General features: G+C 73.6%; 20 protein-coding genes. 11 read left to right on the forward strand and 9 right to left on the reverse strand.

Annotated elements, in window-relative coordinates; all coding sequences use genetic code 11:
- The first annotated feature begins 485 nt into the window (after positions 1-485).
- Positions 486-1,637 carry a Kelch repeat-containing protein gene (locus ACIF6F_RS33195; protein ID WP_399955738.1) on the forward strand — a complete coding sequence of 384 codons (1,152 nt, stop codon included), beginning with the start codon at positions 486-488 and terminating at the stop codon, positions 1,635-1,637.
- A 79-nt stretch (positions 1,638-1,716) separates the two neighbouring features.
- Here the strand turns inward: ACIF6F_RS33195 and ACIF6F_RS33200 are convergent, their stop codons facing one another.
- The 3 genes from ACIF6F_RS33200 to ACIF6F_RS33210 all read right to left on the reverse strand — a co-directional run bounded on the left by ACIF6F_RS33200 (position 1,717) and on the right by ACIF6F_RS33210 (position 4,970).
- Positions 1,717-3,366 carry a transporter gene (locus tag ACIF6F_RS33200; RefSeq protein WP_399955740.1) on the reverse strand — a complete coding sequence of 550 codons (1,650 nt, stop codon included), beginning with the start codon at positions 3,364-3,366 and terminating at the stop codon, positions 1,717-1,719.
- On the reverse strand, positions 3,363-4,181 hold the full coding sequence (locus ACIF6F_RS33205; protein ID WP_399955743.1) for an ABC transporter ATP-binding protein: 819 nt from the start codon (positions 4,179-4,181) through the stop codon (positions 3,363-3,365). The genes ACIF6F_RS33200 and ACIF6F_RS33205 overlap by 4 nt, the downstream gene beginning before the upstream one ends.
- A 123-nt stretch (positions 4,182-4,304) precedes the next feature.
- Positions 4,305-4,970 carry a bifunctional DNA primase/polymerase gene (locus ACIF6F_RS33210; RefSeq protein ID WP_399955746.1) on the reverse strand — a complete coding sequence of 222 codons (666 nt, stop codon included), beginning with the start codon at positions 4,968-4,970 and terminating at the stop codon, positions 4,305-4,307.
- A 283-nt stretch (positions 4,971-5,253) separates the two neighbouring features.
- Here ACIF6F_RS33210 and ACIF6F_RS33215 point away from each other — a divergent pair, with 283 nt between their 5' ends.
- Both ACIF6F_RS33215 and ACIF6F_RS33220 read left to right on the forward strand, forming a co-directional pair.
- Positions 5,254-6,636, forward strand: a complete 1,383-nt coding sequence (locus ACIF6F_RS33215; RefSeq protein WP_399955750.1) for a transcriptional regulator — start codon at positions 5,254-5,256, stop codon at positions 6,634-6,636.
- 126 nt (positions 6,637-6,762) lie between these two features.
- Positions 6,763-8,493, forward strand: coding sequence for a hypothetical protein (locus ACIF6F_RS33220; RefSeq protein ID WP_399955753.1), 1,731 nt, complete (start codon positions 6,763-6,765; stop codon positions 8,491-8,493).
- 98 nt (positions 8,494-8,591) lie between these two features.
- Here the strand turns inward: ACIF6F_RS33220 and ACIF6F_RS33225 are convergent, their stop codons facing one another.
- On the reverse strand, positions 8,592-9,923 hold the full coding sequence (locus tag ACIF6F_RS33225) for an ABC transporter substrate-binding protein (RefSeq protein WP_399955756.1): 1,332 nt from the start codon (positions 9,921-9,923) through the stop codon (positions 8,592-8,594).
- A gap of 179 nt (positions 9,924-10,102) precedes the next feature.
- On the opposite strand from ACIF6F_RS33225, the gene ACIF6F_RS33230 reads away from it, so the two are divergent.
- Entirely contained in the window at positions 10,103-10,549 is a 447-nt protein-coding gene (locus ACIF6F_RS33230) for a hypothetical protein (RefSeq protein WP_399955759.1), read from the forward strand.
- Positions 10,550-10,621: 72 nt separating this feature from the next.
- On the forward strand, positions 10,622-11,506 hold the full coding sequence (purU, locus tag ACIF6F_RS33235; RefSeq protein ID WP_399955762.1) for a formyltetrahydrofolate deformylase: 885 nt from the start codon (positions 10,622-10,624) through the stop codon (positions 11,504-11,506).
- A gap of 15 nt (positions 11,507-11,521) precedes the next feature.
- On the opposite strand, the gene ACIF6F_RS33240 is transcribed toward purU, so the two are convergent.
- Positions 11,522-12,004 (reverse strand): carboxymuconolactone decarboxylase family protein, encoded by a 483-nt coding sequence (locus tag ACIF6F_RS33240; RefSeq protein ID WP_399955766.1) that lies wholly within the window; start codon positions 12,002-12,004, stop codon positions 11,522-11,524.
- A 46-nt stretch (positions 12,005-12,050) separates the two neighbouring features.
- Between ACIF6F_RS33240 and ACIF6F_RS33245 the strand changes: the two genes are divergently transcribed.
- Positions 12,051-13,466, forward strand: coding sequence for a PLP-dependent aminotransferase family protein (locus ACIF6F_RS33245; protein ID WP_399955769.1), 1,416 nt, complete (start codon positions 12,051-12,053; stop codon positions 13,464-13,466).
- A 338-nt stretch (positions 13,467-13,804) separates the two neighbouring features.
- Here ACIF6F_RS33245 and ACIF6F_RS33250 read toward each other — a convergent pair whose 3' ends face one another.
- Positions 13,805-15,169, reverse strand: coding sequence for a maleylpyruvate isomerase N-terminal domain-containing protein (locus ACIF6F_RS33250; RefSeq protein ID WP_399955773.1), 1,365 nt, complete (start codon positions 15,167-15,169; stop codon positions 13,805-13,807).
- A complete protein-coding gene (locus ACIF6F_RS33255; protein ID WP_399955776.1) occupies positions 15,166-15,750 on the reverse strand; it encodes a sigma-70 family RNA polymerase sigma factor in 585 nt (194 codons plus the stop codon). Before ACIF6F_RS33255 ends, ACIF6F_RS33250 begins: the two co-directional genes overlap by 4 nt.
- A 255-nt stretch (positions 15,751-16,005) precedes the next feature.
- Between ACIF6F_RS33255 and ACIF6F_RS33260 the strand changes: the two genes are divergently transcribed.
- Complete coding sequence (locus ACIF6F_RS33260; RefSeq protein ID WP_399955779.1) at positions 16,006-16,524, forward strand: EF-hand domain-containing protein; 519 nt, start codon at positions 16,006-16,008, stop codon at positions 16,522-16,524.
- A 149-nt stretch (positions 16,525-16,673) separates the two neighbouring features.
- On the opposite strand, the gene ACIF6F_RS33265 is transcribed toward ACIF6F_RS33260, so the two are convergent.
- Positions 16,674-18,218, reverse strand: coding sequence for a class I adenylate-forming enzyme family protein (locus ACIF6F_RS33265; RefSeq protein WP_399955782.1), 1,545 nt, complete (start codon positions 18,216-18,218; stop codon positions 16,674-16,676).
- Between the two features lie 139 nt (positions 18,219-18,357).
- On the opposite strand from ACIF6F_RS33265, the gene ACIF6F_RS33270 reads away from it, so the two are divergent.
- The 4 genes from ACIF6F_RS33270 (at position 18,358) to ACIF6F_RS33285 (ending at position 22,391) form a co-directional block, all read left to right on the forward strand.
- Complete coding sequence (locus ACIF6F_RS33270) at positions 18,358-19,566, forward strand: amidohydrolase family protein (RefSeq protein ID WP_399955785.1); 1,209 nt, start codon at positions 18,358-18,360, stop codon at positions 19,564-19,566.
- Positions 19,566-20,735 carry an acyl-CoA dehydrogenase family protein gene (locus tag ACIF6F_RS33275; protein ID WP_399955789.1) on the forward strand — a complete coding sequence of 390 codons (1,170 nt, stop codon included), beginning with the start codon at positions 19,566-19,568 and terminating at the stop codon, positions 20,733-20,735. Before ACIF6F_RS33270 ends, ACIF6F_RS33275 begins: the two co-directional genes overlap by 1 nt.
- A gap of 6 nt (positions 20,736-20,741) precedes the next feature.
- Positions 20,742-21,632 carry an acyl-CoA dehydrogenase family protein gene (locus ACIF6F_RS33280; RefSeq protein ID WP_399955792.1) on the forward strand — a complete coding sequence of 297 codons (891 nt, stop codon included), beginning with the start codon at positions 20,742-20,744 and terminating at the stop codon, positions 21,630-21,632.
- Positions 21,633-21,962: 330 nt separating this feature from the next.
- The gene (locus tag ACIF6F_RS33285) at positions 21,963-22,391 is read left to right on the forward strand and encodes an ATP-binding protein (protein ID WP_399955796.1); all 429 of its coding nucleotides are present in this window, start codon (positions 21,963-21,965) and stop codon (positions 22,389-22,391) included.
- A gap of 234 nt (positions 22,392-22,625) precedes the next feature.
- Here ACIF6F_RS33285 and ACIF6F_RS33290 read toward each other — a convergent pair whose 3' ends face one another.
- Positions 22,626-23,129 (reverse strand): YcxB family protein, encoded by a 504-nt coding sequence (locus tag ACIF6F_RS33290; RefSeq protein ID WP_399955799.1) that lies wholly within the window; start codon positions 23,127-23,129, stop codon positions 22,626-22,628.
- Positions 23,130-23,140 lie beyond the last annotated feature (11 nt).

A 23,140-nucleotide genomic window follows, 5' to 3' on the forward strand; every position in this document is an offset into this window, starting at 1 on the left:
CCACCCCAGGCCCGGGCCTGCCTCCGGACCAGCCTGCCACGACGCGTCAAGCACCTTCCCCACACACCACACGACCCACCAGGGCAGCCAAGGGGCGGGGAACGGGAGTGGGGTGGAGGTGAGGCCGCCATGGGGTTTGCGGGGCGGCTGTGGTGCGCGGCTGTGGTGTGTGATCGTGGTGGCTTGCGGGCGTGGCTCACGGGGGTCTGCGAGCGTGGCTCGCGCAGCTTGCGGGCGTGGCTCACGGGGCCTGCGGGCTGTGGTGGCCTGCGGGGACGGCTCGTGCGGTCCGTGGGGCGCGGCCGTGGTGGTCGGCGGGGCCGCGCTCGTGCCGACGGCGCCGCCGGGGCGGACGGCTGCTCCGTCTGCCGCGGTGCGTCGGGGCCGACGGGAGGAGACCGGCGGGTAGGCGGGCGGTTCTGCGGTGCGGCGTGGGACATCCCCGGGTGTCCGACCCCGACCAAGGAGGAGCCCCCGTGCCACCCATGCGCACACCACCCCCTGCCCCGGCCCGGAAGAAGTGGCGGAAGCGGCTCGCGGTAGCCGCCGCCCTGGCCGCCGCCGCAGTCCTGGCCGGCATGCTGCCGGCTGCCGCCAGCAACGGGACGATCTGGACGACGCTGCCGAACATGCCGACGGCGCGGAATTCTCCGGCGTCGGCTGCCGCGCCCTGCCCGCCGGGCCAGACGGGCACCTGCGTCTACACCGTGGGTGGCTACGACGGCACCTCGGACGTCGGCATCGTGGAGTCGTACAACCGCCTCACCAACGCGTGGTCCACGCTTCCGCCGCTGCCCTCCCGCCGCTCGGGCGTGGCTGCGGCCGCAGCTCCCTGTCCATCGGGTCAGACGGGTACCTGCATCTATGCGGTCGGCGGAGCTGTCCGCATCGGCCCGGACTACCAGTACCTGCGGGTCGTGGAGTCCTACAACCCGGTGACCAACGCCTGGAGCACGGTCGCTCCGCTGACGACGAACCGAGGCAGCCCCGGGGTGGCGACGGCCCCGTGCCCGGTCGGCCAGACCGGCACCTGCGTGTACGCGATCGGCGGCTACGGCCCCGGCGGATTGGCCAGTGCGGAGTCGTACAACCCCGCCAACAACTCCTGGAGCACGATTCGTCCGATGAACGTGCCCAGGCATTCTCTCGGCGCCGCGGCCGCGGCCTGTCCGCCAGGGCAGACGGGCACGTGCATCTACGCGGTGGGCGGGATGGTCGGGTTCACCAATGCCATCACCGGTGCAGTGGAGTCGTACAACCCGGCCACGAACGCCTGGAGCCCGGTGGCATCGATTCCCACGGCCCGGGCCAGTTCGGGTGTGACGGCCACGGCCTGCCCGCCCGGCCAGAGCGGAACGTGTGTCTACGTCGTGGGAGGCGGTACCCCGGAGATCGTGGGCAACGTGGACTCGTACAACCCCGCCACCAATGCCTGGACGGCATTGCCCTCGCTGCCCCGGCCCCGGCACCGGCTCGCCGCTGCCGCCACGACGTGTCCGCCAGGCATGATCGGCAGCTGCGTCTACGCATCCGGCGGTTCTCTCACCTCCAGCGACGCCACCGCCACGTTCGAAGCCCTCGATCCCCCGGACGCCGTGCGGGCCGCCGAGCCCGCGGAGCAGCCCCAGGAGGACTGAAAGACCCGTCGCCGGAGCCACGCGCAGCGGCGCGGCTCCGGCGACGGGGCGGGTAACGGCAACGACGAGCGCACCGGCGTCAGCCCTTGCTGACCGCCGCGAGGATCTCCGGAAGGCGCTCGGCCGTCCACGGGGCCGCCGTGCGGATGCCGGCCCAGACGAGGAGGCCGCCGTACAGCGCGCCGGCGGGCAGCAGCAGCCACAGCAGCCCGTGCTGGCCGGTGACGTGCAGGACGACGGTCGCCACGATCAGCGGGGCGCACAGCAGCGCCGACACCAGCATCCCGAGGAACACGCTCATCCAGGCGAGGCCGCCCTGGCCCGGCGCCGCGTTCTTGAAGGCGCCGTCCTGCGGGATCGAGTACGGGAACCGGGACGAGGACACGGCACCCGTGGCCAGCATCGCGCCCAGCAGCGCGAAGGCCAGCCCGAGTGCTTCGGGCAGCGACTGCCAGTCACCCAGCAGCGCGGCCGTGACCACGGCCACCAGGGTGGTGAACGGCAGGGTCACCAGCAACAGCGCGAGCGCGCGGGCGCGCAGTTCCTCGTACGCCTGACGGGGCGTCGCGATGGTCTGCGCGACCATCCAGAAGGCCGAGGTGTCCTGGCCGAACTGGTTGTACATCTGCACGCCCAGCATCCAGGCGCCGAAGCAGGCGAAGTAGATCGATCCGGTGCCCTGGAGGGCGTTGAACACCGGCACGATCAGGCCGATCGCCAGCGCCGTCACCCAGGCCGCCTTGGTCTTCGGGTCGCGCATCACGTACCGCAGGGTGCGCTGCATGACGGCGCCCGTGCGGCCGCCGGGCAGCAGACCCCAGGCCCCGCCGCCGGACTCCTTGGCGCGGGTCGGCTCCGCCGCCGCGACCGTGGATCCGTCGGGCGTGACCATCAGCTTCGTCAGCGAGCGCTGCCAGGCCCACACCAGCGCACCCAGCGCCGCGAGGGCCAGCAGCAGCTGCACGGCCGCCGCCCCGTACGCGCCTTCGCTCGCGGACTCGACCGCGCCCAGCGCCGAACCGGGCGGCACCCAGCGCAGCACGGCCGCCGCGGGCTCCAGGGTGTCGAGGCCGCCCTGCTGGAACAGCCGCTGGCTGCCGAAGTTCACCACCTGCGCGCCCACCGCGATCAGCAGACCGCTCAGCAGCGCCAGGTCACGCCCCTTGCGGCTGGTCAGCAGCCGGACGTTCGCCGTGGCCACGGCGCGCGACAGCGCCACGCACCCCAGCAGCACCACCGGCACCGCCAGCACACCGGCCACGACCCCCGCCGCACCCCGCGCCAGCGCGATCACCGAACCCACGGCGAGGCAGAGGGTGAAGAACGGGCCGATCCCGACCAGCGAGGACACCAGCAGCGCCCCGACCAGCGGCCGCGGCCGCAGCGGCAGCATCACCAGGCGCGAGGGGTCCAGCGTCTCGTCGCCGGCCGAGAAGAACAGCGGCATGACCGCCCAGGCCAGCGCCAGCACGGCGCCCAGCAGCACGACCACTGTCCCGGCAGCGTCGGGGAACCCGCGCAGCAGCACCAGGAGCAGCACCGTCAGGGCGGCGAAGAACAGCGTGAACGCCAGCGAGACGACGTACGCGGCCCTCCGCTTGGAGCTCTGCCGCAGCCCGTTGCGCAGCAGCGACAGCTTCAGCCGTACGAAGACCGGGGCCAGCGCCCCGACGGAACCGGCCGGACCCGCAGTTGTGTGAGCCGCAGTCGCGGGATCCGCGGCGCTCACCGGCCCGCCCCGCCGCCGAGCCAGTCCAGGGACTCGCCCGCGTCGCGTCCGCCGGCCCCCACCAGCTCCAGGAAGGCGTTCTGCAGCGAGGACGCCTCGCCCCGCACCTCCGCCAGCGTGCCCGAGGCGCGGATCCGGCCGGCGGCCATCACGGCGACCCAGTCGCACAGCGACTCCACCAGCTCCATCACGTGGCTGGAGAACACCACGGTGGCCCCGGACGCGGTGTAACGTTCCAGCACCCCGCGGATGGTCTGTGCCGACACCGGGTCGACGCCCTCGAACGGCTCGTCCAGGAAGAGCACTTCGGGGTTGTGCAGCAGCGCCGCGGCCAGCCCGATCTTCTTCCGCATGCCGGTCGAGTAGTCCACCACCAGCTTGTGCTGGGAGCCGGCCAGGTCCAGCACGTCCAGCAGCTGGGTGGCCCGCTTGTCGACCTCGTCGCCCGGCAGCCCCCGCATCCGGCCCATGTAGCCCAGCAGTTCGCGTCCGGAGAGCCGCTCGAACAGCCGCAGCCCCTCCGGCAGGACCCCGATCCGGGACTTCACCTGGACCGGGTCGGCCCACACGTCGTACCCGGCCACCTCCACCGTGCCCTGGTCGGGCCGGAGGAGTCCGGTCACCATCGACAGGGTGGTGGTCTTCCCCGCACCGTTCGGCCCCACGAGGCCGATGAACTTCCCTGCCGGGAGCTCCAGATCGATCCCCGAGACGGCCACCTGCTCGCCGAACCGCTTCCACAGCCCCGTTATCCGCACGGCCGCGGGCGGCGCGGATCGCGCCCCCGCCCCGTCCGTGAACGTCTGGTCAGGCACTTGCGCCCTGCCTTTCGTACTGTTCCCCGTTGGTCGGAATCACCTTACGAGGCCAGCACACCGGCCCTGAAGATCTCGGAACCGGCGCCGGGGCCGCACCCGCGGCGGGGCTCCCGCCCGGGCTCAGCCCAGCCGCGCCCGGGCCGCCGCCGCCTCGCGACCGCACGCGTAGGCAAGGGGGTTGATCAGTTCCTCCGCGTCCGGCAGCCAGCGGTTCGCGGGAGTGGGCCGTCGCGCCCACTGCACCGCGCCCCGCCCGCCGAACCGGGTGGGCGGCGCCGCCACGTAGTCGCCCTCGCCCCGCGCGAGGAGGTCGATCGTGGACGGCGACCAGCCGAGCTTCCGCACCAGCTCGGGCACCTTGGCCGAGGCCCCCGGCAGCACGAAGAACAGCATCCGGCGGTCCGGCGTGAGCGCGACGGGACCCAGCGTCAGCTCCATCCGCTCCATCCGGGCCAGCGCCAGGAACCCGGCGGTCTCCGGCACGTCGATCGCGTCGAAGGTCCGGCCGGTGGGCAGCAGGATCGCCGCCTTGGGCTGCTTCTGCCACATCCGGCGCACCTGCACCGCACTGCCCGTGGCGGACGCCGCCCACCCCTGCATCACCGGGTGTGCCCCGGGGGCCACGCACTCCGAGTTCCCGCAGGAGCACAGCTCCCGGCCCTCCTCGGCCTCCAGCCAGGTGCCGGGGAACACGTCCCAGTGCCGCTCTTCCGCGTACCGCACGGCATGGTCCAGCAGCTGCTCGCCACGCTGCTTGGGGATGGGTGCGGTCTCCGTGACTCCCATGGTCTCTTCCACGCCCTTCACAACTACAGCCGTCACCTGGGGTTACGGGCGTAAACCAGCCAGGGGGCGGAGCATCGATCCTGCACGCGGGGCGCACCGGTGCACGGGCGGGGGCGCGCAGGGGACGAGGGAGCGGGTCCGGGGTAGCGAGTGACGTGAAAGCGCGACAATCCCAGGCGAGTGAGCGCAAGAGCACCACGTTCCGGGCAAGTTCCGCATTCTCCGCCGATCCGCCGGGCAGTGATCGTACGCACGACCACTCGCGGCCACAGGGGGTTTCTTCATGGCAGCCAGGCCTCTCGTCGCCCGCCAGCCGAACGAACGGCTCCAGGCGCTCATCCAGGAAGCCGGGTGCTCCAACGCCGGACTGGCCCGCCGGGTCAACATGACCGGTGCGGAACACGGACTGGATCTCCGGTACGACAAGACTTCCGTCGCCCGCTGGCTGCGCGGCCAGCAGCCCCGCGGCCGCGCCCCGGGCATCATCGCCGAAGCCCTCGGCCGCAAGCTCGGCCGGACCGTCACCATCGACGAGATCGGCATGGCCAACGGCAAGAACCTCGCCTCCGGCGTCGGCCTGCAGTTCTCCCCTACCGTCGTCGGCGCGATCGAGCAGGTCTGCGAGCTGTGGCGCAGCGACGTGGGCCGCCGCGACTTCCTCTCCGGTTCCACCGTCGCCGCCTCCGCCCTGGTCGAGCCCAGCCGCGACTGGCTGATCACCGGCGCCGACGCCCAGGTGGCGCGTACCGCGGGCGCCCGCGTCGGCGCCTCGGACGTCGAGGCCGTACGCGCCACCACCGAGGCCCTGACCGAGCTGGACCACCGGTTCGGCAGCGGGCACGTCCGCCCGGTCGTCGTGCACTACCTCAACAGCGTGGTCTCCGGGCTGCTCGGCGGCTCCTACCGCGAGCCGGTGGGCCGCTCCCTCTTCGCGGCCGTGGCCCGCCTCACCGAGCTCGCCGGGTACATGGCCGTCGACACCGGACAGCCCGGCCTGGCCCAGCGGTACTACATCCAGGCGCTCCGGCTGGCGCAGGCCGCGGGCGACCGCGCGTACGGCGGTTACGTGCTCGCCGCGTCCATGAGCCACCTGGCCGCCGAGCTGGGCAACCCCAGGGAGATCGCCCAGCTGGCGCGGGCCGCGCAGGAGGGCGCCCGCAGCCAGGTCACGCCGCGGGTGCAGGCGATGTTCTTCGCCGCCGAGGCGCGCGGGCACGCGCTGATGGGGGACGTCCGGGCCACCCAGCTGCTGGCCGGGCGGGCGGTGTCGGCGCTGGAGCGGGCCGAGCCCGAATCCGGGGACGACCCGGTGTGGATCAGGCACTTCGACCAGGCCTACCTCGCCGACGAGCTGGCCCACTGCCACCGCGACCTCGGGCAGGCCGAGGCCGCCGGCCGGCGGGCGGAGGAGGCACTGCGGGCCCTGCCCGAGAACAAGGCCCGCAGACGCGCCATCGGGCTGCTGCTGCTGGCCGCCTCGCAGGTGCAGGCGCGTGAGGTGGAGCAGGCCTGCCACACCGGCACGCAGGCCGTGGAACTGCTGGGCACCCTGCGCAGCAACCGCGGCGCCGAGTACCTCGACGACTTCCGGCAGCGTCTGGAGCCGTACCGGGAGGAGGCGGCCGTACGGGAGTTCACGGCCCGTCTGGAACTCCAGGCGGCATGACGCCTCCTCAGTTCACGGTGCGTTCCCCCGCGTGTCCGCTTGCTGTCGATCATGGGCGCGTGGCAGCGCGGGAGGGCGACCCGGTAGCGTAAACCGACGATTCCGTAGGCAGCAGAAGGAGTCCCGGTGACGCAGAGCGGACAGGGGGGCGAGCCGCAGTACCCCTCGGCGCGCCCCGCCCACGAGGGCATCGTGCTGCCCGCCGACGGCTCCGCCCCGATCATCCCCGGCGTCCCCGCAGGACCTCCCCAGGAGCCCTGGGCGGCCGAGACCGCGCCCGTGGGCGGCAGCCCGTGGGACGACCAGTGGGGTCCGGCGCAGGGCCCCGGCGTGCCGCCGCTGCCCGCCGCCCAGCCGGTGGGCGGCGTTCCGCAGCAGCCGCACCAGCCGGCCTGGGGGCACCGCCCAGCGGTAGCTGGGGGAGGGTACCCGCAGCCGTACCCGGAGCAGCCCGAGACGTACGGGCAGCAGCCGTCGTACGGCGCCGGCCACCCCGGGCAGGACGCGTACGGGCAGTACGCCGCGCCCCAGGACCCGCACGGGCAGCCGGGCTACGACGCGCAGCCGCAGGCCGCGCAGCCGGGCTACGACCACCACGTGGTGCAGCCGGGCTACGACCAGCAGGCCGCCCAGTCCGGCTACGACCGGCAGTACACCGCCCCCGGCGACCCCTTCGGCGCCCCGGCGCCCCGGCACGCGGCCGCGGACGCGGACGCCGAGGCCACGGCCCTGATCCCGCCCTACGACCCGGGCGCGGCGACCCAGTACATACCGCCCGTCCCCGGCGGCGCGGACGCGGCGGCGACCCAGTACATCCCGCCGGTCCCGACCGACCCGGACGCGGCGGCCACCCAGTACATCCCGCCGGTCCCGACCGACCCGGACGCGGCGGCCACCCAGTACATCCCGCCGGTCCCGGCCACCCCCACGGGACTGGACGAGGCGGCCACGCAGTACATCCCGCCCGTCCCCGGCGGCCCCGCCGGGCCCCCCTCCGAGTTCGACGGCCTCTTCCGCACCCAGGGCGGCGCCCCCGCGGGCGCCCCCGGCGGCTACGGCTACCCGGCCGACGCCCCCGGCTCCACCCAGCAGATGCCGCGCATCGAGGAGCCGGTCGCCCCGCCGCGCCCGCACCCCGGCCAGCAGCCCCCGCACCAGCAGCCCCCGCACCGCCAGGGGCCCCCGCCGGCCCCGTACCGGTACGAGGAGGAGCCCGAGCCGCGCCGCGCGCCGGTCGGGCTGATAGCGGCCGGTGTGCTCGGCCTCGCGGTGGTGGGCCTGGGCGTGGGCGCGCTGATGGCCGGCGACGGGACCAAGGGCAACAACAACCCGGCGACCGTCTCCTCCGACGCGACCAGGCCGGGCGCCACCAAGGACGCCGGCGAGAAGCCGGTCGATCCGGCGCGCGCCCAGGCCGTGCAGCTGGACAAGCTGCTCGCCGACAGCGGCGGCAGCCGGGACACCGTCATCGGCGCGGTCGACGACATCAAGGGCTGCGACAACCTGGAGCAGGCCGCCGACGACCTGCGGGACGCGGCTCGCGAGCGCGAGGAGCTGATCACGCGTCTGGAGGAGCTGAAGATCGACCAGCTCCCGGACCACGAGCGGCTCGCGTCGGCGCTGACCAAGGCCTGGAAGTACTCGGCCTCGGCCGACAAGCACTACGCGGAATGGGCCGAGCAGGTCGACGGCAGCAAGAAGTACTGCAAGAACGGCAAGGCCAGGAGCACCAGCCACACCAGCGCGGGCAACCGGGCCAGCGGCAACGCCAGCAAGTACAAGGAGCAGGCCGCCGGGCTCTGGAACACCATCGCGGTCAAGTACGAGCTCACCAAGCGGGACAAGACCCAGCTCTGAGGGCGGGCGCCGCGCACGGCGCCGGCGGCCCGCACGCGGCGGAAAGGGGGCGGGGCCGGGACACACGTCCCGGCCCCGCCCCCCTTCCACGCCGGTGGTCAGCCGGTGGCGCGCGACGCCTCCAGCGTGTGGGTCATGTCCATGGAGCCCTCGCCCTGGCCGACCAGCCGGCCCTCGCGGACCTCCTGGAAGGTCACCCGGCCGTTGACGAGCCGGGGGAAGCCCCCGACCGCGCGCAGGTCCTTGAAGCGCCAGCTCAGGTCGGGCGTCAGCCCGCCGGTCTTGACGCCCCCGCTGCGGTTGAGGGCCTTGGCGACCTTGCGTCCGGTGATCTCGGAGTCCCCGAGGCCCTTGATGATCTCGGTGAGGACGGTGTACGCGATCCAGGTGGTCTGCACCCCGGTGTCGGCCGGGTCGATCCGGTCGTCGCCGAAGGCGTGCCGGGCGATCACCCTGCGCATGGGGGCCCAGAGCGGGTCCGTCGCGACCGGGTACCAGCCGGTGACGTACGCGCCCTCGAACGGGCCCTCCTTGCCGCCGGTGCGGTCCACCAGGGACTGGCTGACGCTGCCCAGCACCGAGGAGATCCGCACCCGCTGGTCGTCGCTCTCCACGCGGCGGAACGAGTCGAAGAAGGTCTCGGTGCGCTCGCCGAGCACGGCCGTGACGCAGCCCTTGGCGGCCTTGTCCTTCGCGGCAGAGGTGCCGATGCGGCCCGGCAGCGAGGCGCCCGCCCCGGCCTTGTCCAGGGCCTCGCGGGCCTTGGCGCTGTAGTCGGTGGCGTCCTCGGCGGCCCGCACGTCGGCCGCCGCGTGCTGGTCGCCCGACTTCAGGCCGGCGTTGAGGAGGATGGGCATGGTGTCGCCGGGCAGGGTGTCGGGGCGGACCAGCGCGACCTTGTCGCAGGTGCGGGCGAGCTGGCGGCCGGCGCCCGCGAGCAGCACCGGCTGGCCGCCGTTGACGGGGTACGAGAGCACGCTCTGGAACTCCTCGGCGGAGACCCCGTAGCCGCCGATGAACGGGATGCCGGCCGTCTCCAGCGGTGCCATGAAGGCGAGGCCGTGCTGGCTGTAGGAGCCGACGACCGCGACGGCGCCGGCCTGGACCGCCCTGCGGGCGCACGCGGCGGCGCCCTGGGCGGTGTTGTGCTCGTTGCAGGTGAGGACCTTGAGGTCGCGGCCGTTGATGCCGCCGTTGGCGTTGACCCAGCGTTCGTACGCCTTGGCCATGGCGGGCATGCCGGGCATGTTGGTGGCCTTGGTGCCGTCGGGCGCCCACGTCATCACGGTGAGGGGCTCCCCGGATCCCCCCGCGTTCCCGGGGAGCGCCCCGCATGCCGTGATGAGGGACGCGCAGACCGCCGTACACAGTGCGGTGATCGCCGCTGATGTGGTGGAACGGAATGCAGTGGTGCGTCGCCGACCGGTCATGTCCATGCACGATTCCGCCTCATGGGTAACGACGGAGTGATGTCCACTCAACGTTCGGTGACGTCCGGGTGAACTCCGGGGGCGTCAAGATCGGCCCAAGCGGGAACGTACGATCGACAACCGTGACATTCGTCCAAGGTTCGAAGAACTCTTCCCGTTGCGGCGGTCGCTCATCCACCATGGGCGGCATGCCCCTCAACGACATGCCCTGGTGGCGCTGGCGCTGCAACGTGCGCTCGGCGCTCCACATGCTTTCCGACCCCGCCTTCCAGGAGGAGTGCTGGCTGGGGGGCCAGGAGGGCTACGGAGACGTGACCGACGCCGTGTACCGGCTGGTGGAGGACACCTGGCTCGACAACTGGTCCGCCGAGAAGTACGTCGGCACGATCTTCCGGGACAGCCAGGAGGCCGCGCTCGTCGACGTCGCCGTCCTGCGCGTGCTGCGGATCCTGCACCAGGTCGGCCCCGACGCCCCCGTCTCCGCCTACCTGGAGCACCACGGCTGGCCCGAGGCCGTCCGTGCGGCCCGCGAGGCCCACGTACGCCTGGCGACGGCCGACGGCGAGGACCCGGACACCGCCCCGCGCTCGCTGGAAGTGCTGCGGATCATGACGAGGGCCGCATAGCGCTCCCCGCGGCCCTGGGCGTATAGGGCCGCGGTAGGTTCCCGGCCTGCGCGTATGGGAGTCTTGGGCGTCATGAGCGACCCGAAGAGCGCCTCCGCGGCGGCGAGGCCCGAGCAGTACGTCCTGACCGTGTCCTGCCCTGACAAGCAGGGCATCGTGCACGCGGTGTCGAGTTACCTCTTCATGACCGGCTGCAACATCGAGGACAGCCAGCAGTTCGGCGACCACGAGACCGGCCTGTTCTTCATGCGGGTGCACTTCTCCGCCGAGTCCCCGGTGACGCTGGAGAAGCTCCGCGCGAGCTTCGCCGCCATCGGCGACTCCTTCCGGATGGAGTGGCAGATCCACCGCGCCGACGAGCGCATGCGGATCGTCCTCATGGTCTCCAAGTTCGGCCACTGCCTGAACGACCTGCTGTTCCGGTCCAGGATCGGCGCGCTCCCGGTCGAGATCGCGGCCGTGGTCTCCAACCACACCGACTTCGCCGAGCTGGTCGCCTCGTACGGCATCCCCTTCCACCACATCCCGGTGACCAGGGACAACAAGGCCGAGGCGGAGGCCCGGCTGCTGGAGCTGGTCCGCTCGGAGAACGTCGAGCTCGTCGTGCTCGCCCGCTACATGCAGGTCCTCTCCGACGACCTCTGCAAGGAACTCAGCGGCCGGATCATCAACATCCACCACTCCTTCCTGCCGAGCTTCAAGGGCGCCAAGCCCTACCACCAGGCGCACGCGCGCGGCGTGAAGCTGATCGGCGCCACCGCGCACTACGTGACGGCCGACCTCGACGAGGGCCCGATCATCGAGCAGGAGGTCGAGCGCGTCGGCCACGAGGTCACGCCCGACCAGCTCGTGGCGATCGGGCGCGACGTGGAGTGCCAGGCGCTGGCGCGCGCCGTGAAGTGGCACAGCGAGCACCGGGTGCTGCTGAACGGCAGCCGCACGGTGGTCTTCGCGTAGCGCCGCTCCTGCCTCCTACTTCTTCCGCTCGTCCGTGCCGGCGATCTTGCCGGTGGCGATCGAGAAGCGGTTCCAGGTGTTGATCGCGCAGATCGCGGCCACCACCTGGGCCGTCTTCTCCTCGCCGAGCACGTCCGCCGCGTCGCGGTAGACCGCGTCCGGGACGCCCCGCTCGGCGATCAGGGTGACCGCCTCGGTCAGCGCGAGCGCCGCGCGTTCCTCCGCCGAGAAGAAGTGCGCCGCGTCGCGCCAGACGGCGACCATGTGCAGCCGCTCCTCGCTCTCGCCCGCCTTCCGGGCGTCCGAGGTGTGCATGTGCAGGCAGTACGCGCAGTTGTTGAGCTGCGAGGCGCGGATCTGGATCAGCTCCACGAGGGAGGGCTCCAGGCCCTGGCGGGCCGCCGCGTCGAGGCCGATCTGCGCGCGGTAGACCTTCGGGGCGACCTCGGCGATGTTGATGCGGCCGGGGGTCTGGGTGAGCTCGTTCGTCGTCGTCATGTGATCAATCTATGGGCCGCATCGACCCGTTGTAGGGTGCACTTCCATGGCGGAATCCTGGGTCAATTCGGCGGAGCGGACCGGCAGCGACCTGCACCTGGAGCTGGCACCCGCCGGCCGCCGCCGGGCCGCGCTGGCCGATGCGCTGCGCGCGGCCGTACGAGAGGGCCGGCTGCCGCCCGGCACGCGGCTGCCGCCGTACCGGTCGCTGGCCGCCGACCTCGGGGTGGCCCGGAACACCGTCGCCGACGCGTACGCCGAGCTGGTCGCGGAAGGCTGGCTGACCGCGCGCCAGGGCTCGGGCACGCGGGTCGCGGAGCGGGTCGCGCCGCGGGCGGCCGTCCGCCGGCCGAAGCCGGTGCCGGCCCCGGCGGAGCCCTCGTACAACCTCCTCCAGGGGCAGCCCGACGCGGGCTCCTTCCCCCGTACGGGCTGGCTGGCGGCCGCCCGCCGGGCGCTGGCCGCCGCCCCCGACGAGGCCTTCGGCCCGGGTGACCCGCGGGGCCGGGTGGAACTGCGGACGGCCCTCGCCGAGTACCTCGCGCGGGCCCGGGGGGTGCGGACGGACCCCGAACGGATCGTGGTGTGCGCCGGCTTCGCGCACGGGCTGCGGCTGCTGTACGAGGGGGGCGTGCTGCGCGGTCCGCTGGCGGTGGAGGAGTACGGGCTGCCGTACCACCGGGGGCTGCTGGAGCGGGCACGGGTCCGGCTGCTGCCGCTGCCGGTCGACGGGCGCGGCGCGGACACCGGCGCCCTGGCGGGGCTGCCGGGGGCGCGGGAGGTGCTGCTGACGCCGGCCCACCAGTTCCCGACGGGTGTGCCGCTGCACCACGACCGGCGGCGCACTGCCACGGACTGGGCGCGGGCGCGGGGCGGGCTGGTGCTGGAGGACGACTACGACGGCGAGTTCCGGTACGACCGTCAGCCGGTGGGCGCGCTCCAGGGCCTGGACCCGGAGCGGGTGGTCTACATCGGCTCGGTCAGCAAGTCCCTCTCACCGGCGCTGCGGCTGGGCTGGATGGTGCTGCCGGACGGGGTGCTGGACGGGGTGCTGGAGGTGAAGGGGCAGCGGGAGGCGTGGGTGAGCGTGCCGGACCAGCTGACACTGGCCGAGTTCATCACGTCGGGCGGGTACGACCGCCACCTGCGGAAGATGCGGCAGCGGTACCGGCGGCGGCGTGACCAGCTGACCTCGGTGCTGGCCGAGCAGGCCCCGCACATCACGGTGAGCGGGGTGGCCGCCGGGCTGCACGCGGTGCTGCGGCTGCCGGCGGGTACGGAACGGGCGGTCGTACAGGCCGCCGCGCGCCAGGGCCTGGCGGTGGACAGCCTCTCGGCCCACCGCCACCCCCAGGCCTCCGGCCCGGCCCCGGACGGCCTGGTCATCGGCTACGCCACCCCGCCGGACAGCGCGTACACGGCGGCCCTGGCCACCCTCTGCTGCATCCTCCCACCGCCGTAGCGGCGTCCGCCGGTACGGGCCCGGGGCCGCCGCCGTGCCGGGCGCCCCCGCACCGCCGCCCGCCCTCGTCGCCGCGCGAGGCGCACCGGCCACGGGCACCGGAACCCCCAGAGAGGTCCGGAACGGAGCCCGGGGGCCCGGGGCGCAGCCCCGGTGAACGGGAGAAGGGCGGGGTGGGGCCTGCCCCGCAGGGCAACGGCCCGCACCCCGGAACGGACCTGGCGTCCCCGGGCCGACGGGCCCCCGGGCCGACGGGCCCCGAGGCCGGCGGGCCCCCGGGCCGTCGGGCCCCGAGGCCGGCGGGCCTGCCGGGGGAGGCGCCCCAGGACCGCCGGAGGCTAGAGGCGGCTCAGCGACGCCGTCGCGAAGAGGACGTCCCTGATGGCCTCGCGGTCGCCGTGCTGGCCCAGCGCCGCCTCCTCCGGGGAGATGTGGCCCGCGGCCAGCCGGCAGAACTCGTCCCCGTCCAGCGCGATGCTGGCCACCGTGTGCTCCTCCGAGGTGGCCGCCGCGGGCGAGTCCAGGGCGATGTCCCACGTACCGCCGCCCAGCCCCTCGATCTCCAGGTGGAGCGTGCGGCCGGGCGCCCCCGCGGCCACCAGCCGGCGGGCCGGGGCCGCCAGGCCCTCCCGGCGCCGCTTCGCCAGCGCCACCGGCAGCAGCCGGGCCGCCAGGTCCAGCATCTGGTGCAGGTGGGCGCCGGACGGCGGCTCGTACGGGTAGTCCACCGCGTCCGCGATGTCCCCCGCGTGCACCCAGCACTCGAAGGCCCGCTCCAGGAACGCGTCGCCCAGCGGCAGCGCGAAACCCCCGTAGGAGACGCCGAGTTCGGCCACGCCGCGCCCCGCGAAGGACACCGTGCGGACCAGGGTGTGCCCCTGCTCGCGCCACGGTTCGCGGACCCGCCGCGTCGAGGGACGGGCGGCGGACTCCCAGTACCGCTCCGTCCGTTCCGCCGGATCCTTCGGCGCGTCCGCGCCCAGCGGGTCGTCCAGCCCGAGCGCGGTCGCCACCAGGCCGTCGACCGTCAGCAGGTGCCCGATGACGCCCGCCACCGTCGTCTTCCGGCTCTGCCTGCGTTCCTCCTCGAACCATTTCAGCCGCACCGGCGCGTGCCACTCCGCGTCCCCGATGTCCCGCAGGAGCGCGTCCAGCCGCGCGGTCTCCGCGTCGTACGGCGCGGCCCACGCCGGTACGGGGATCCGCGCCGGCCGCCGCCCGAGGCAGCCCTCCAGCACCCGCGACCGCAGCAGCGGGTCGAGGTCCAGGGACTCCTCGGGGTGCAGCAGTGCGACCGCGTCCCGCAGCCGCAGCGCCTCCTCGGCGCAGGGCGCGCACTCGGTGAGGTGGGCCTCCACGGCCTGGGTCTCCTCGGCGGAGCAGGCCGCCAGGGCCCACGCGCCCAGCAGGGACTTCAGTACACCGTGCGAAGGCGGCGGCGGGGGAGCGAGGGACGGGTCCAGGTCGTCGGCCGCCCCGCGCGGTCCCGGTATCCGCGGACCGCCCGCCCCCGGGCGGGGGCCGTGGGGGACGGGCCCCAGCGGGCCGCCGGGGCCGCCGGAAGCCGGGCCGCCGGGGCCGCCGGAACCCGGGCCGCCGGGTGCGCCCGCGCCGCCGGGACCCGCGCCCGCGCCGCCGGGACCCGCGCCCGCGCCGCCGTACAGGGATTCGTCGTCGCCGCTCCAGCGGCTGTGCGCGTTCACAGCGTGCGTCCGTATCCGGACGGCGGTGCCGAGCCGTCCCGTGGCAGGGAGTTGGCGGTCGAGAGGAGTTGCAGGCCGAGCCTGAGTCTGCGCCGGGCCTCGTCCTCGGTCACCCCGAGGTCCGCGGCCGCCTGGCGGTAGTCGCGCCGCTGGAAGTACGCGAGCTCCAACGCCTTCCGCAGGGGCGCCGGCATGGACGTGACGATGTAGTCGGCCCGGGCGGCGGCCGAGGCCAGCCGGAGCTTCTGCTCCAGTTCCTCGCGCGAGCCCCCGCCGCCCTCCGCGAGCGAGGCCGTCTCGGCCTGCCGCAGCCGGGCCACCGCCTGCCCCTGGGTGATGCGCGCGACCCAGGACCGCATGGAGCCCTGCTTGGGGTCGTACGCGTCGGGGTTCTCCCAGATGTAGCCGAAGACCTCGCGGGTGATCCGGTCGGCGGCCTTCTCGTCCCCCAGCACGCGGTGGGCCAGGCTGTGCACGAGGGACGCGAAGCGGTCGTACAGTTCACCCAGCGCCGCCGCCTCGCCGCGGGCCAGCCGCTGTTGCATCCTGCGGTCCCAGCGCGGTGGTGCGTCCTTCGCCATGGCGGCCCCCAGCCCTGTGTCGACCTCTCGAATGTAATGGCCACGCGCCGCCGTGCGCCCGCTTTGGACGAACTCCCCCCGTACGGAAACCGCCCGTGCTAGCGAGGGGCTCCGCGCGCCCCGGTGCGCTCCCCGTGCGCGGGCCCGGTGCGGCCACCCGCTCGACCGCTTTCCTTAACGCGCAGGCCACGCAGGCCTTACGCTCCGTCCTGACTGAAACACACCCACCGCATCAGTGAAGGCGGAACGCCGAATATGGACAGCGCAGAGTACGAGCGCAAGATCGCCGCCCGATTCGCCACCTTCGACCAGGACGGCAACGGATATATCGACCGGGAGGACTTCAGCACCGCCGCGAAGGCCGTCCTGGCCGAATTCGGCACTGCCGCCCGCTCGGACCGGGGGCAGGCCGTGTTCATCGGCGCGGAGGCCTTCTGGCAGGGCATGGCCGGCATCGCCGACGTCGACGGAGACCAGCGCGTCACCCGCGAGGAGTTCGTGACCGGGGCCGCCAAGCGGCTGCGGGACAGTCCCCAGCGGTTCGCCGAGATCGCCCGCCCGTTCCTGCACGCTGTGCTCGCCGTGGCCGACCCGGAGGGTGGCGGCGTCACTCCCGAGGCGGTGGCGCGCGTGCTGCGGGTGCTGGGTACGGAGGCCGGGGCGGCCGCTCTGGTCGCGGCGGCCCTGGACACCGACGGCGACGGCCGGATCGGCGAAGACGAGATCCTGACCGCCTTCGCCGGCTACTGCGGCGTCGAACTCCCGGACGCCTAGCCGTTTGCGGGGGTCCGCGCGGGGGTCCTCGTGCGGACCCCCCCACAGGTCCGGTACGGGCCGCCGCAGGTCCGGTACGGACCCCCACAGGTCCCGCACGGGCCGCGGCAGGTCCCGTACGGCCCCGCACGGATCCCGTACCGGCCGCCCTACGCGAAGCGCTCGCGCAGCTTGTACTTGAGGATCTTGCGGAGGGCGTCGTTGCGGGGGAGGGCGTCGACGATTTCGAGCTGCTCGGGCAGTTTGTGGGTGGCCAGGCCCTCGGCGCGGAGGTGCGCCGTGAGGGCCTCCAGCGTGAGGGGGGCGGCGTCCGCGGGCTGTTCCACGACGGCGCAGACCCGCTCGCCCCGGTCGGGGTCGGGGAGGCCGACGACGGCGACGTCGCCGACGCCGGGCAGCCGGTGCAGCAGGTCCTCGATCTCCTTGGCGGAGATGTTCTCGCCCTTGCGGATGATCACGTCCTTGCTGCGGCCGGTGAGGACCAGGTGTCCCGTTCCGGTGAGGCGGCCGAGGTCCCCGGTCACCAGGAAGCCGTCGGCGTCGAAGACCTCCGCGTTCTGCGCCGGGTCGAGGTAGCCCCGGCACACGGCCTCGCCGCGCAGCCGGACCTCGCCCTCCGTGCCGGCGGGCAGCGGTTTGCCCTCGGGGTCGGTGATCCGTATCTCCATGCCGGCCGGCGGGCGGCCCTCGGTGTGGGCGAGGTTCTCGGGGGTGTCGTCGAGGGCGCCCATGGTGATCATGGGGACCTCGGTCATGCCGTAGCCGTGGGTGAGCTGGCAGCCCAGTTCGCGGACCACCGCGTGGTAGATCTCGGGCGGCTTGGGCGCGCCGCCGCCGGCGAGCAGGCGCAGGGTGGGGATGAGCCTCTCGCCCGGGGCCTTGCGCTGTTCGGCGAGGAACATCGAGTAGAAGGCCGTGGAGCCGCCGGCCACGGTCACCCCGTGCCTGCGGTAGCCCTGCAGGGCGTCCGGCATCGCGAACTTCTCGAAGAGGACCGCCGGGAAGCCGTACAGCAGCAGCATCACCAGGTAGTCGGGCCCGCCGATGTGGGCGTACGGGAAGGCGATCGAGCCGACGTCGGTGGGCTTGAGGCGGAGGGCGTGGGCCAGGCAGGAGCCGCCGGCGATCAGGGAGCGGTCGGTGTGCAGGACGCCCTTGGGGTCCGAGGTGGTGCCGGAGGTCCAGTAGATCCAGCGGACTTCGGTGCCGGAGGCCGGTGGCTCGGGGAGGCCGGGGTGCGCGGCCGGGTCGGCCTCGGGGAGGTTGTCGTACGCCTCGAAGACTCCGGTGGCGCCGAGCCGCTCGGCCATCGCGGTGTGGTCGAAGCCGCGCCAGGTGCCGGGTACGGCGAAGAACGCGGCGCCCGACTCGCGCAGCGCGAAGCCGACCTCGCGGTCGCGGTAGAAGGGGATGACGGGCGACTGGACGGCGCCGAGCCGGGTCAGGGCCACCGACAGCAGCACGGTCTCGATGCGGGTGGGGAGCTGCCAGGCGACGACGGTGCCGGGCCGGACGCCCTTGGCGTACATCCCGGCGGCGACGCGTTCGGCGCGCTCGCGCAGGGCGCCGAAGGTGAGGGTGCGGCCGGTCTCGGCCTCGATGAGCACGGGTGCGTCGGGGGTGAGCGCGGCCCGGCGGGTGACGAGCTCCCAGAGGGTGGGTGCCTGGGCCAGTTCGTGTGCGGTGTCGGTCATGCCCTGACCTCCGTCGGGATGCGTAGCTGACGTTTCGTCAGATCGACGGGAAGCGTAGGGCGCTGCCGCTTGTCGGTCCAGGGGTGGCGGAGCTAGCTTGTTTCTGACGGTGCATCAGAAACCCGGTGAGGGGAACCCCATGGAACTGCCCCGGATCATCAGCGTGGACGACCACGTGATCGAGCCCGCGCACCTCTTCGACACCTGGCTGCCGGCCAGGTACCGGGACCGCGGCCCCCAGCCCCTCACCGCCGGCATCGGCGAGCTCGTCTACACCGGTGGCAAGTACGTGATCTCCATGGACCCGGACGGCCCGCCGACCGACTGGTGGATCTACGAGGACCTCAAGTTCCCGTACAAGCGGAACATCGCCGCCGTCGGCTTCGACCGCGACGAGATGACCCTGGAGGGCATCACCCGAGAGGAGATGCGCCGCGGCTGCTGGGACCCCAAGGCGCGGCTGGCCGACATGGACCTCAACCACGTCGAGGCGTCCCTCTGCTTCCCGACCTTCCCCCGCTTCTGCGGCCAGACCTTCGCCGAGGCGCACGACAAGGAGGTCGCCCTGGCCTGCGTGCGCGCGTACAACGACTGGATGGTCGAGGAGTGGTGCGGCGACAGCGGCGGCCGCCTCATCCCCCTCTGCATCATCCCCCTCTGGGACATCGACCTCGCCGTCGCCGAGATCCGCCGCAACGCCGCCCGCGGGGTCCGCGCCGTCACCTTCTCGGAGATCCCCACCCACCTCGGGCTGCCCTCCATCCACTCCGGCCACTGGGACCCCTTCTTCGCCGCCTGCCAGGAGACCGGCACGGTGGTCAACATGCACATCGGGTCCAGCTCCCAGATGCCCGCCGCCTCGCCCGACGCCCCGCCCGCCGTCCAGGCCTCGCTCAGCTTCAACAACGCGATGGCCTCGATGATGGACTTCCTCTTCAGCGGCGTCCTCGTGAAGTTCCCGCAGCTCAAGCTCGCCTACAGCGAGGGCCAGATGGGCTGGATCCCGTACGCCCTGGAGCGCGCCGACGACGTGTGGCAGGAGCACCGCGCCTGGGGCGGGGTCCGCGACCTGATCCCCGAGCCGCCCTCCACGTACTACTACCGGCAGATCTTCTGCTGCTTCTTCCGCGACAAGCACGGCATCGCCTCGCTCGACGTCGTCGGCCGCGACAACGCCACCTTCGAGACCGACTACCCGCACGTGGACTCGACCTTCCCGCACACCAAGGAGGTCGCCCTCGACCACGTGAAGGGCCTGGACGAGGAGACGGTCTACAAGCTGATGCGGGGCAACGCCATCCGCATGCTCGGGCTGGACCTCGACCGCGACCGCCGCAGGGCGGCCTAGTGGACCTCACGTACACCGAGGAGGAGCGGGAGTTCCGGGCCCGCCTGCGCGAATGGCTCGGCAAGACGCTGCCCGAGCTGCCCCCCGCCCCCTCGCCCGACGACTGGCCGGGCCGCCGCGCGTACGACCTCGGCTGGCAGCGCCGGCTGTACGACGCCGGGTACGCCGGCCTGCACTGGCCCCTCGACGCGGGCGGCCGGGGCGCCACCCCCACCCAGCACCTGATCTTCCTGGAGGAGACCGAGCGCGCCGGGGCGCCCTACGTCGGCGCCAACTTCGTCGGACTGCTGCACGCCGGGCCCACCATCGCCGCCGAGGGCACCGCGGAGCAGCGGGCCCGCTGGCTGCCGCCCGTGCTGCGCGGCGACGAGGTGTGGTGCCAGGGCTTCAGCGAGCCGGACGCGGGCTCCGACCTGGCCGCGCTGCGGACCAGGGCCGTCCGGGACGGGGACGAGTACGTGGTCACCGGCTCCAAGATCTGGACCTCGCACGCCGAAGTGGCCGACTGGTGCGAGCTGCTGGTGCGCACCGACCCGGCCGCGCCCAGGCACCGCGGGATCAGCTGGCTCGCGATGCCGATGGACGCCCCGGGGGTGTCGGTGCGGCCGCTGCGGACCCTCGCGGGGTCCACCGAGTTCGCCGAGATGTTCCTCGACGAGGTGCGGGTGCCGGTGGCGAACCGGGTGGGCGCCGAGAACGACGGCTGGCGCGTGACGATGGTGACCCTGTCCTTCGAGCGGGGCACCGCCTTCGTCGGGGAGGTGGTGGCCTGCCGCCGGACGCTGGCCGAGCTGGCCCGGGTGGCCCGGGACAACGGCCGCTGGGACGACCCGGTGCTGCGGCGGAAACTGGGACGGCTGTACGGGGAGTTCGGCGCCCTGTGGCGGCTGACCCAGTGGAACGTGAGCGAGGCCGAGGGGGCGGGCGGGGTGCCCGGCGTCGGCGGCTCGGTCTTCAAGCTGCGGTACTCGCAGGCGCGGCAGGAGCTGTACGACACGGCGGCCGAGGTGCTGGGGGCCGGGTCTCTCGTGCTGGGCGGCGACGGGGCGGGCGCCGCATGGGTGCCGGCCCGGCTGTCCTCCCTCTCGTACACCATCGCCGCCGGGACCTCGCAGATCCAGAAGAACATCGTCGCCGAGCGCATCCTCGGCCTCCCGAAGGGCCGGTGAGCCTCGTTGCGGTTCCAGTTGACCGAAGACCAGCGGGACCTGCGGGCGGGGGTGCGGGAGCTGCTGCGCGGCCGGTTCGGGCGGGACGCGCTGCGGGCCGCGGTGGACTCCGGCGAGCCGGTGGACCGGGCGCTGTGGCGGGAGCTGGGAGAGGCCGGTTTCTTCGCGCTGCGCGTGCCCGAGGAGGCCGGCGGGGTCGGGCTCGGCCTGCCGGAGGCCGTGCTCGTCTTCGAGGAGGCCGGGCGGGTGCTGCTGCCCGGGCCGCTGGTCGCCACGGAGCTGGCGGCGGGCTCGGTGCCGGCCGCGGCGGAGGGGGCCGCCGTGGTGACCGCTCCGGACCTGGCCGGGGGGCTGGTGGCGTACCTGGCGGAGGCGGACGTGCTGCTGGGGGCCGCGACCGGGGGCGAGGAGCCCGTACGGTCCGTGGACCCGCTGACGCCGCTGCACCGCGTGCCGGGCGCGCGGCCGCCGGAGGCGTGGCGGGCCGAGGGCGCGCTGCTGACGGCCGCGTTGCAGGTCGGCAGCGCACTCGCGACCTGTGAGGCGGCCGTGCGGTACGCCGGTGAGCGCGAGCAGTTCGGGCAGCCGGTCGGCGCCTTCCAGGCGGTCAAGCACCTGTGTGCGGAGATGCTGGTACGGGCCGAGGTGGCGCGTACCGCGGTGTACGCGGCGGCCGTGACCGGGGACGCCGGCGAGGTGGCGGCGGCGAAGCTGCTGGCCGACGAGGCGGCCGTACGCAACGCCCGGGACTGCCTCCAGGTGCACGGCGGCATGGGGTTCACGTGGGAGGCGGACGTGCACCTTCACCTGAAGCGGGCGTGGGTGCGGGCCGAGCAGTGGATGACCGCGGCGGAGGCGGAGGAGGCGCTGGCGGAGGAGTTGCTGGCCGCGCTGTGAGCGGTCCCGTGAAGGGGCGTCGGTGGTGACGGGTGGGACGGCGCGGGACGCATGTCCGATTACAGAGAGTTGATATCGGTTTGTGTCCTTCGCCCGACTCGTTACGCGGCGGAGTCGGGGGTGCCCTCCGGTACGCTCCCACAAATGCGAGCGGTTGAGCGGCGAGGGCGTCGCACAGTATGCACCACGCTTACTCCTTCGCGCTGGAATATGCCCGAAGCGCTTGTTGTGGTGACTGTATGTCAACCATGCTGCTCCGCAAGGGGGTCACGTTCGGTGATCCCGTTCTCTCGCGAGGCGAAGTGTCCGCCGGTTCGGATGGTGTGAGCGGTGCAGGTGCTTCAGGTTCAGCTGGAAGTCGGTGCGGATCCCGCCGAAGTGGGCCGCGCCCGCAGATGGGCGCGGTCCCGGCTGGCGGGGTGCGGCATAGGAGTGGACGAACCCCTCGCCGAGACGCTGATCCTGTTGATCTCCGAACTCGTGACCAACGCCGTGGTGCACACCGGCTGCCCCGCGGTGCTGCGGATGCTCTTCGGTGAGCCGGGGGTGCGGGTGGAGGTCGCCGACGTGAGCGCCCACCCGCCGGCCCGCCGTCATGCCGCCGGCGAGGACACCAACGGGCGGGGTCTGGAGCTGGTCGACGGCCTCGCGGACCGCTGGGGCTGGCAGCCGGAGGGCGCCGGGAAGCGCATCTGGTGCGAGGTCGACCGCGACGCCAAGACCGACGATCAGGCGGACGTCCCTCTAACGAGGTGTTGACGGGCCGTCATGCGTTGATCACCCTGGAGGGGAGCGATTCGTCGCGAGGGGACGCCGAGGTATATGCCCTTGGCGAGTGCGGGTCGTGGGGTGGCGGCCCGCCGTGCCGCGCTCGGGGCGAGCACGAAAGCTCGCCGCCACCCGCAGGTCGTCCGCGCCGGGGAGGTCCCGTGCGGGACCTCCCCGGCGGCGTGTGTGGGTGTGCGTGCGTGTGCGTGCGTGTGCCGGCCGGTGTCAGCCGCGGTCGCCGGCGCGCGCGTGGGCGAAGGCGCCGAACAGGTCGCTTTCACCAGGGCCGGTGAACAGCCGCTTGGGCAGCACCAGCAGACAGGTCCGGCGGTCCGTCCGCCCCACCAGCACGTGGGTGGCGGGGGTGTCGTGGTACCAGCGGACCTCGTCCCACGTCATGCGCGTCGTCTCGCCGCCGCGGGACACCGTGATGCCGGAACCGTCCACGGCGGTGTGCTTCTCCGCGGCGGCCCGGCGGGCGTGTTGGAGCCGTACGAGCAGCCGAGGCAGGACCACCGCGAAGAAGGCCGCGTAGGCGGCCGCGACCACGAGCGGCACGGGGTGAACCGTGACGCCCTCCGCGTCGAGGGTGATCCCCGCCGCGGCGAGCCAGACGGTCCCGAGTGCGGCGGCCACCCGTGTCCACCGGAACGTGCCCGCGGCCTTGATGCCTTCGGCGAACTCGGCCCGGGTCACGGTGCCGGTGACGCTGAAGGACGTCTCGTGCATGTCCGTCACCG

The sequence above is a fragment of the Streptomyces sp. NPDC086023 genome, from assembly GCF_044540325.1.
Taxonomy (GTDB): domain Bacteria; phylum Actinomycetota; class Actinomycetes; order Streptomycetales; family Streptomycetaceae; genus Streptomyces.

Excerpts from the sequence above, each read along its gene's own strand:
- ACIF6F_RS33195 (WP_399955738.1), top strand. The coding sequence starts at position 486 with ATGCGCACACCACCCCCTGCCCCGGCCCGGAAGAAGTGGCGGAAGCGG.
- ACIF6F_RS33210 (WP_399955746.1), bottom strand. The coding sequence starts at position 4,970 with ATGGGAGTCACGGAGACCGCACCCATCCCCAAGCAGCGTGGCGAGCAG.
- ACIF6F_RS33215 (WP_399955750.1), top strand. The coding sequence starts at position 5,254 with ATGGCAGCCAGGCCTCTCGTCGCCCGCCAGCCGAACGAACGGCTCCAG.
- ACIF6F_RS33225 (WP_399955756.1), bottom strand. The coding sequence starts at position 9,923 with ATGACCGGTCGGCGACGCACCACTGCATTCCGTTCCACCACATCAGCG.
- ACIF6F_RS33230 (WP_399955759.1), top strand. The coding sequence starts at position 10,103 with ATGGGCGGCATGCCCCTCAACGACATGCCCTGGTGGCGCTGGCGCTGC.
- purU (WP_399955762.1), top strand. The coding sequence starts at position 10,622 with ATGAGCGACCCGAAGAGCGCCTCCGCGGCGGCGAGGCCCGAGCAGTAC.
- ACIF6F_RS33240 (WP_399955766.1), bottom strand. The coding sequence starts at position 12,004 with ATGACGACGACGAACGAGCTCACCCAGACCCCCGGCCGCATCAACATC.
- ACIF6F_RS33245 (WP_399955769.1), top strand. The coding sequence starts at position 12,051 with ATGGCGGAATCCTGGGTCAATTCGGCGGAGCGGACCGGCAGCGACCTG.
- ACIF6F_RS33255 (WP_399955776.1), bottom strand. The coding sequence starts at position 15,750 with ATGGCGAAGGACGCACCACCGCGCTGGGACCGCAGGATGCAACAGCGG.
- ACIF6F_RS33260 (WP_399955779.1), top strand. The coding sequence starts at position 16,006 with ATGGACAGCGCAGAGTACGAGCGCAAGATCGCCGCCCGATTCGCCACC.
- ACIF6F_RS33265 (WP_399955782.1), bottom strand. The coding sequence starts at position 18,218 with ATGACCGACACCGCACACGAACTGGCCCAGGCACCCACCCTCTGGGAG.
- ACIF6F_RS33270 (WP_399955785.1), top strand. The coding sequence starts at position 18,358 with ATGGAACTGCCCCGGATCATCAGCGTGGACGACCACGTGATCGAGCCC.
- ACIF6F_RS33290 (WP_399955799.1), bottom strand. The coding sequence starts at position 23,129 with ATGCACGAGACGTCCTTCAGCGTCACCGGCACCGTGACCCGGGCCGAG.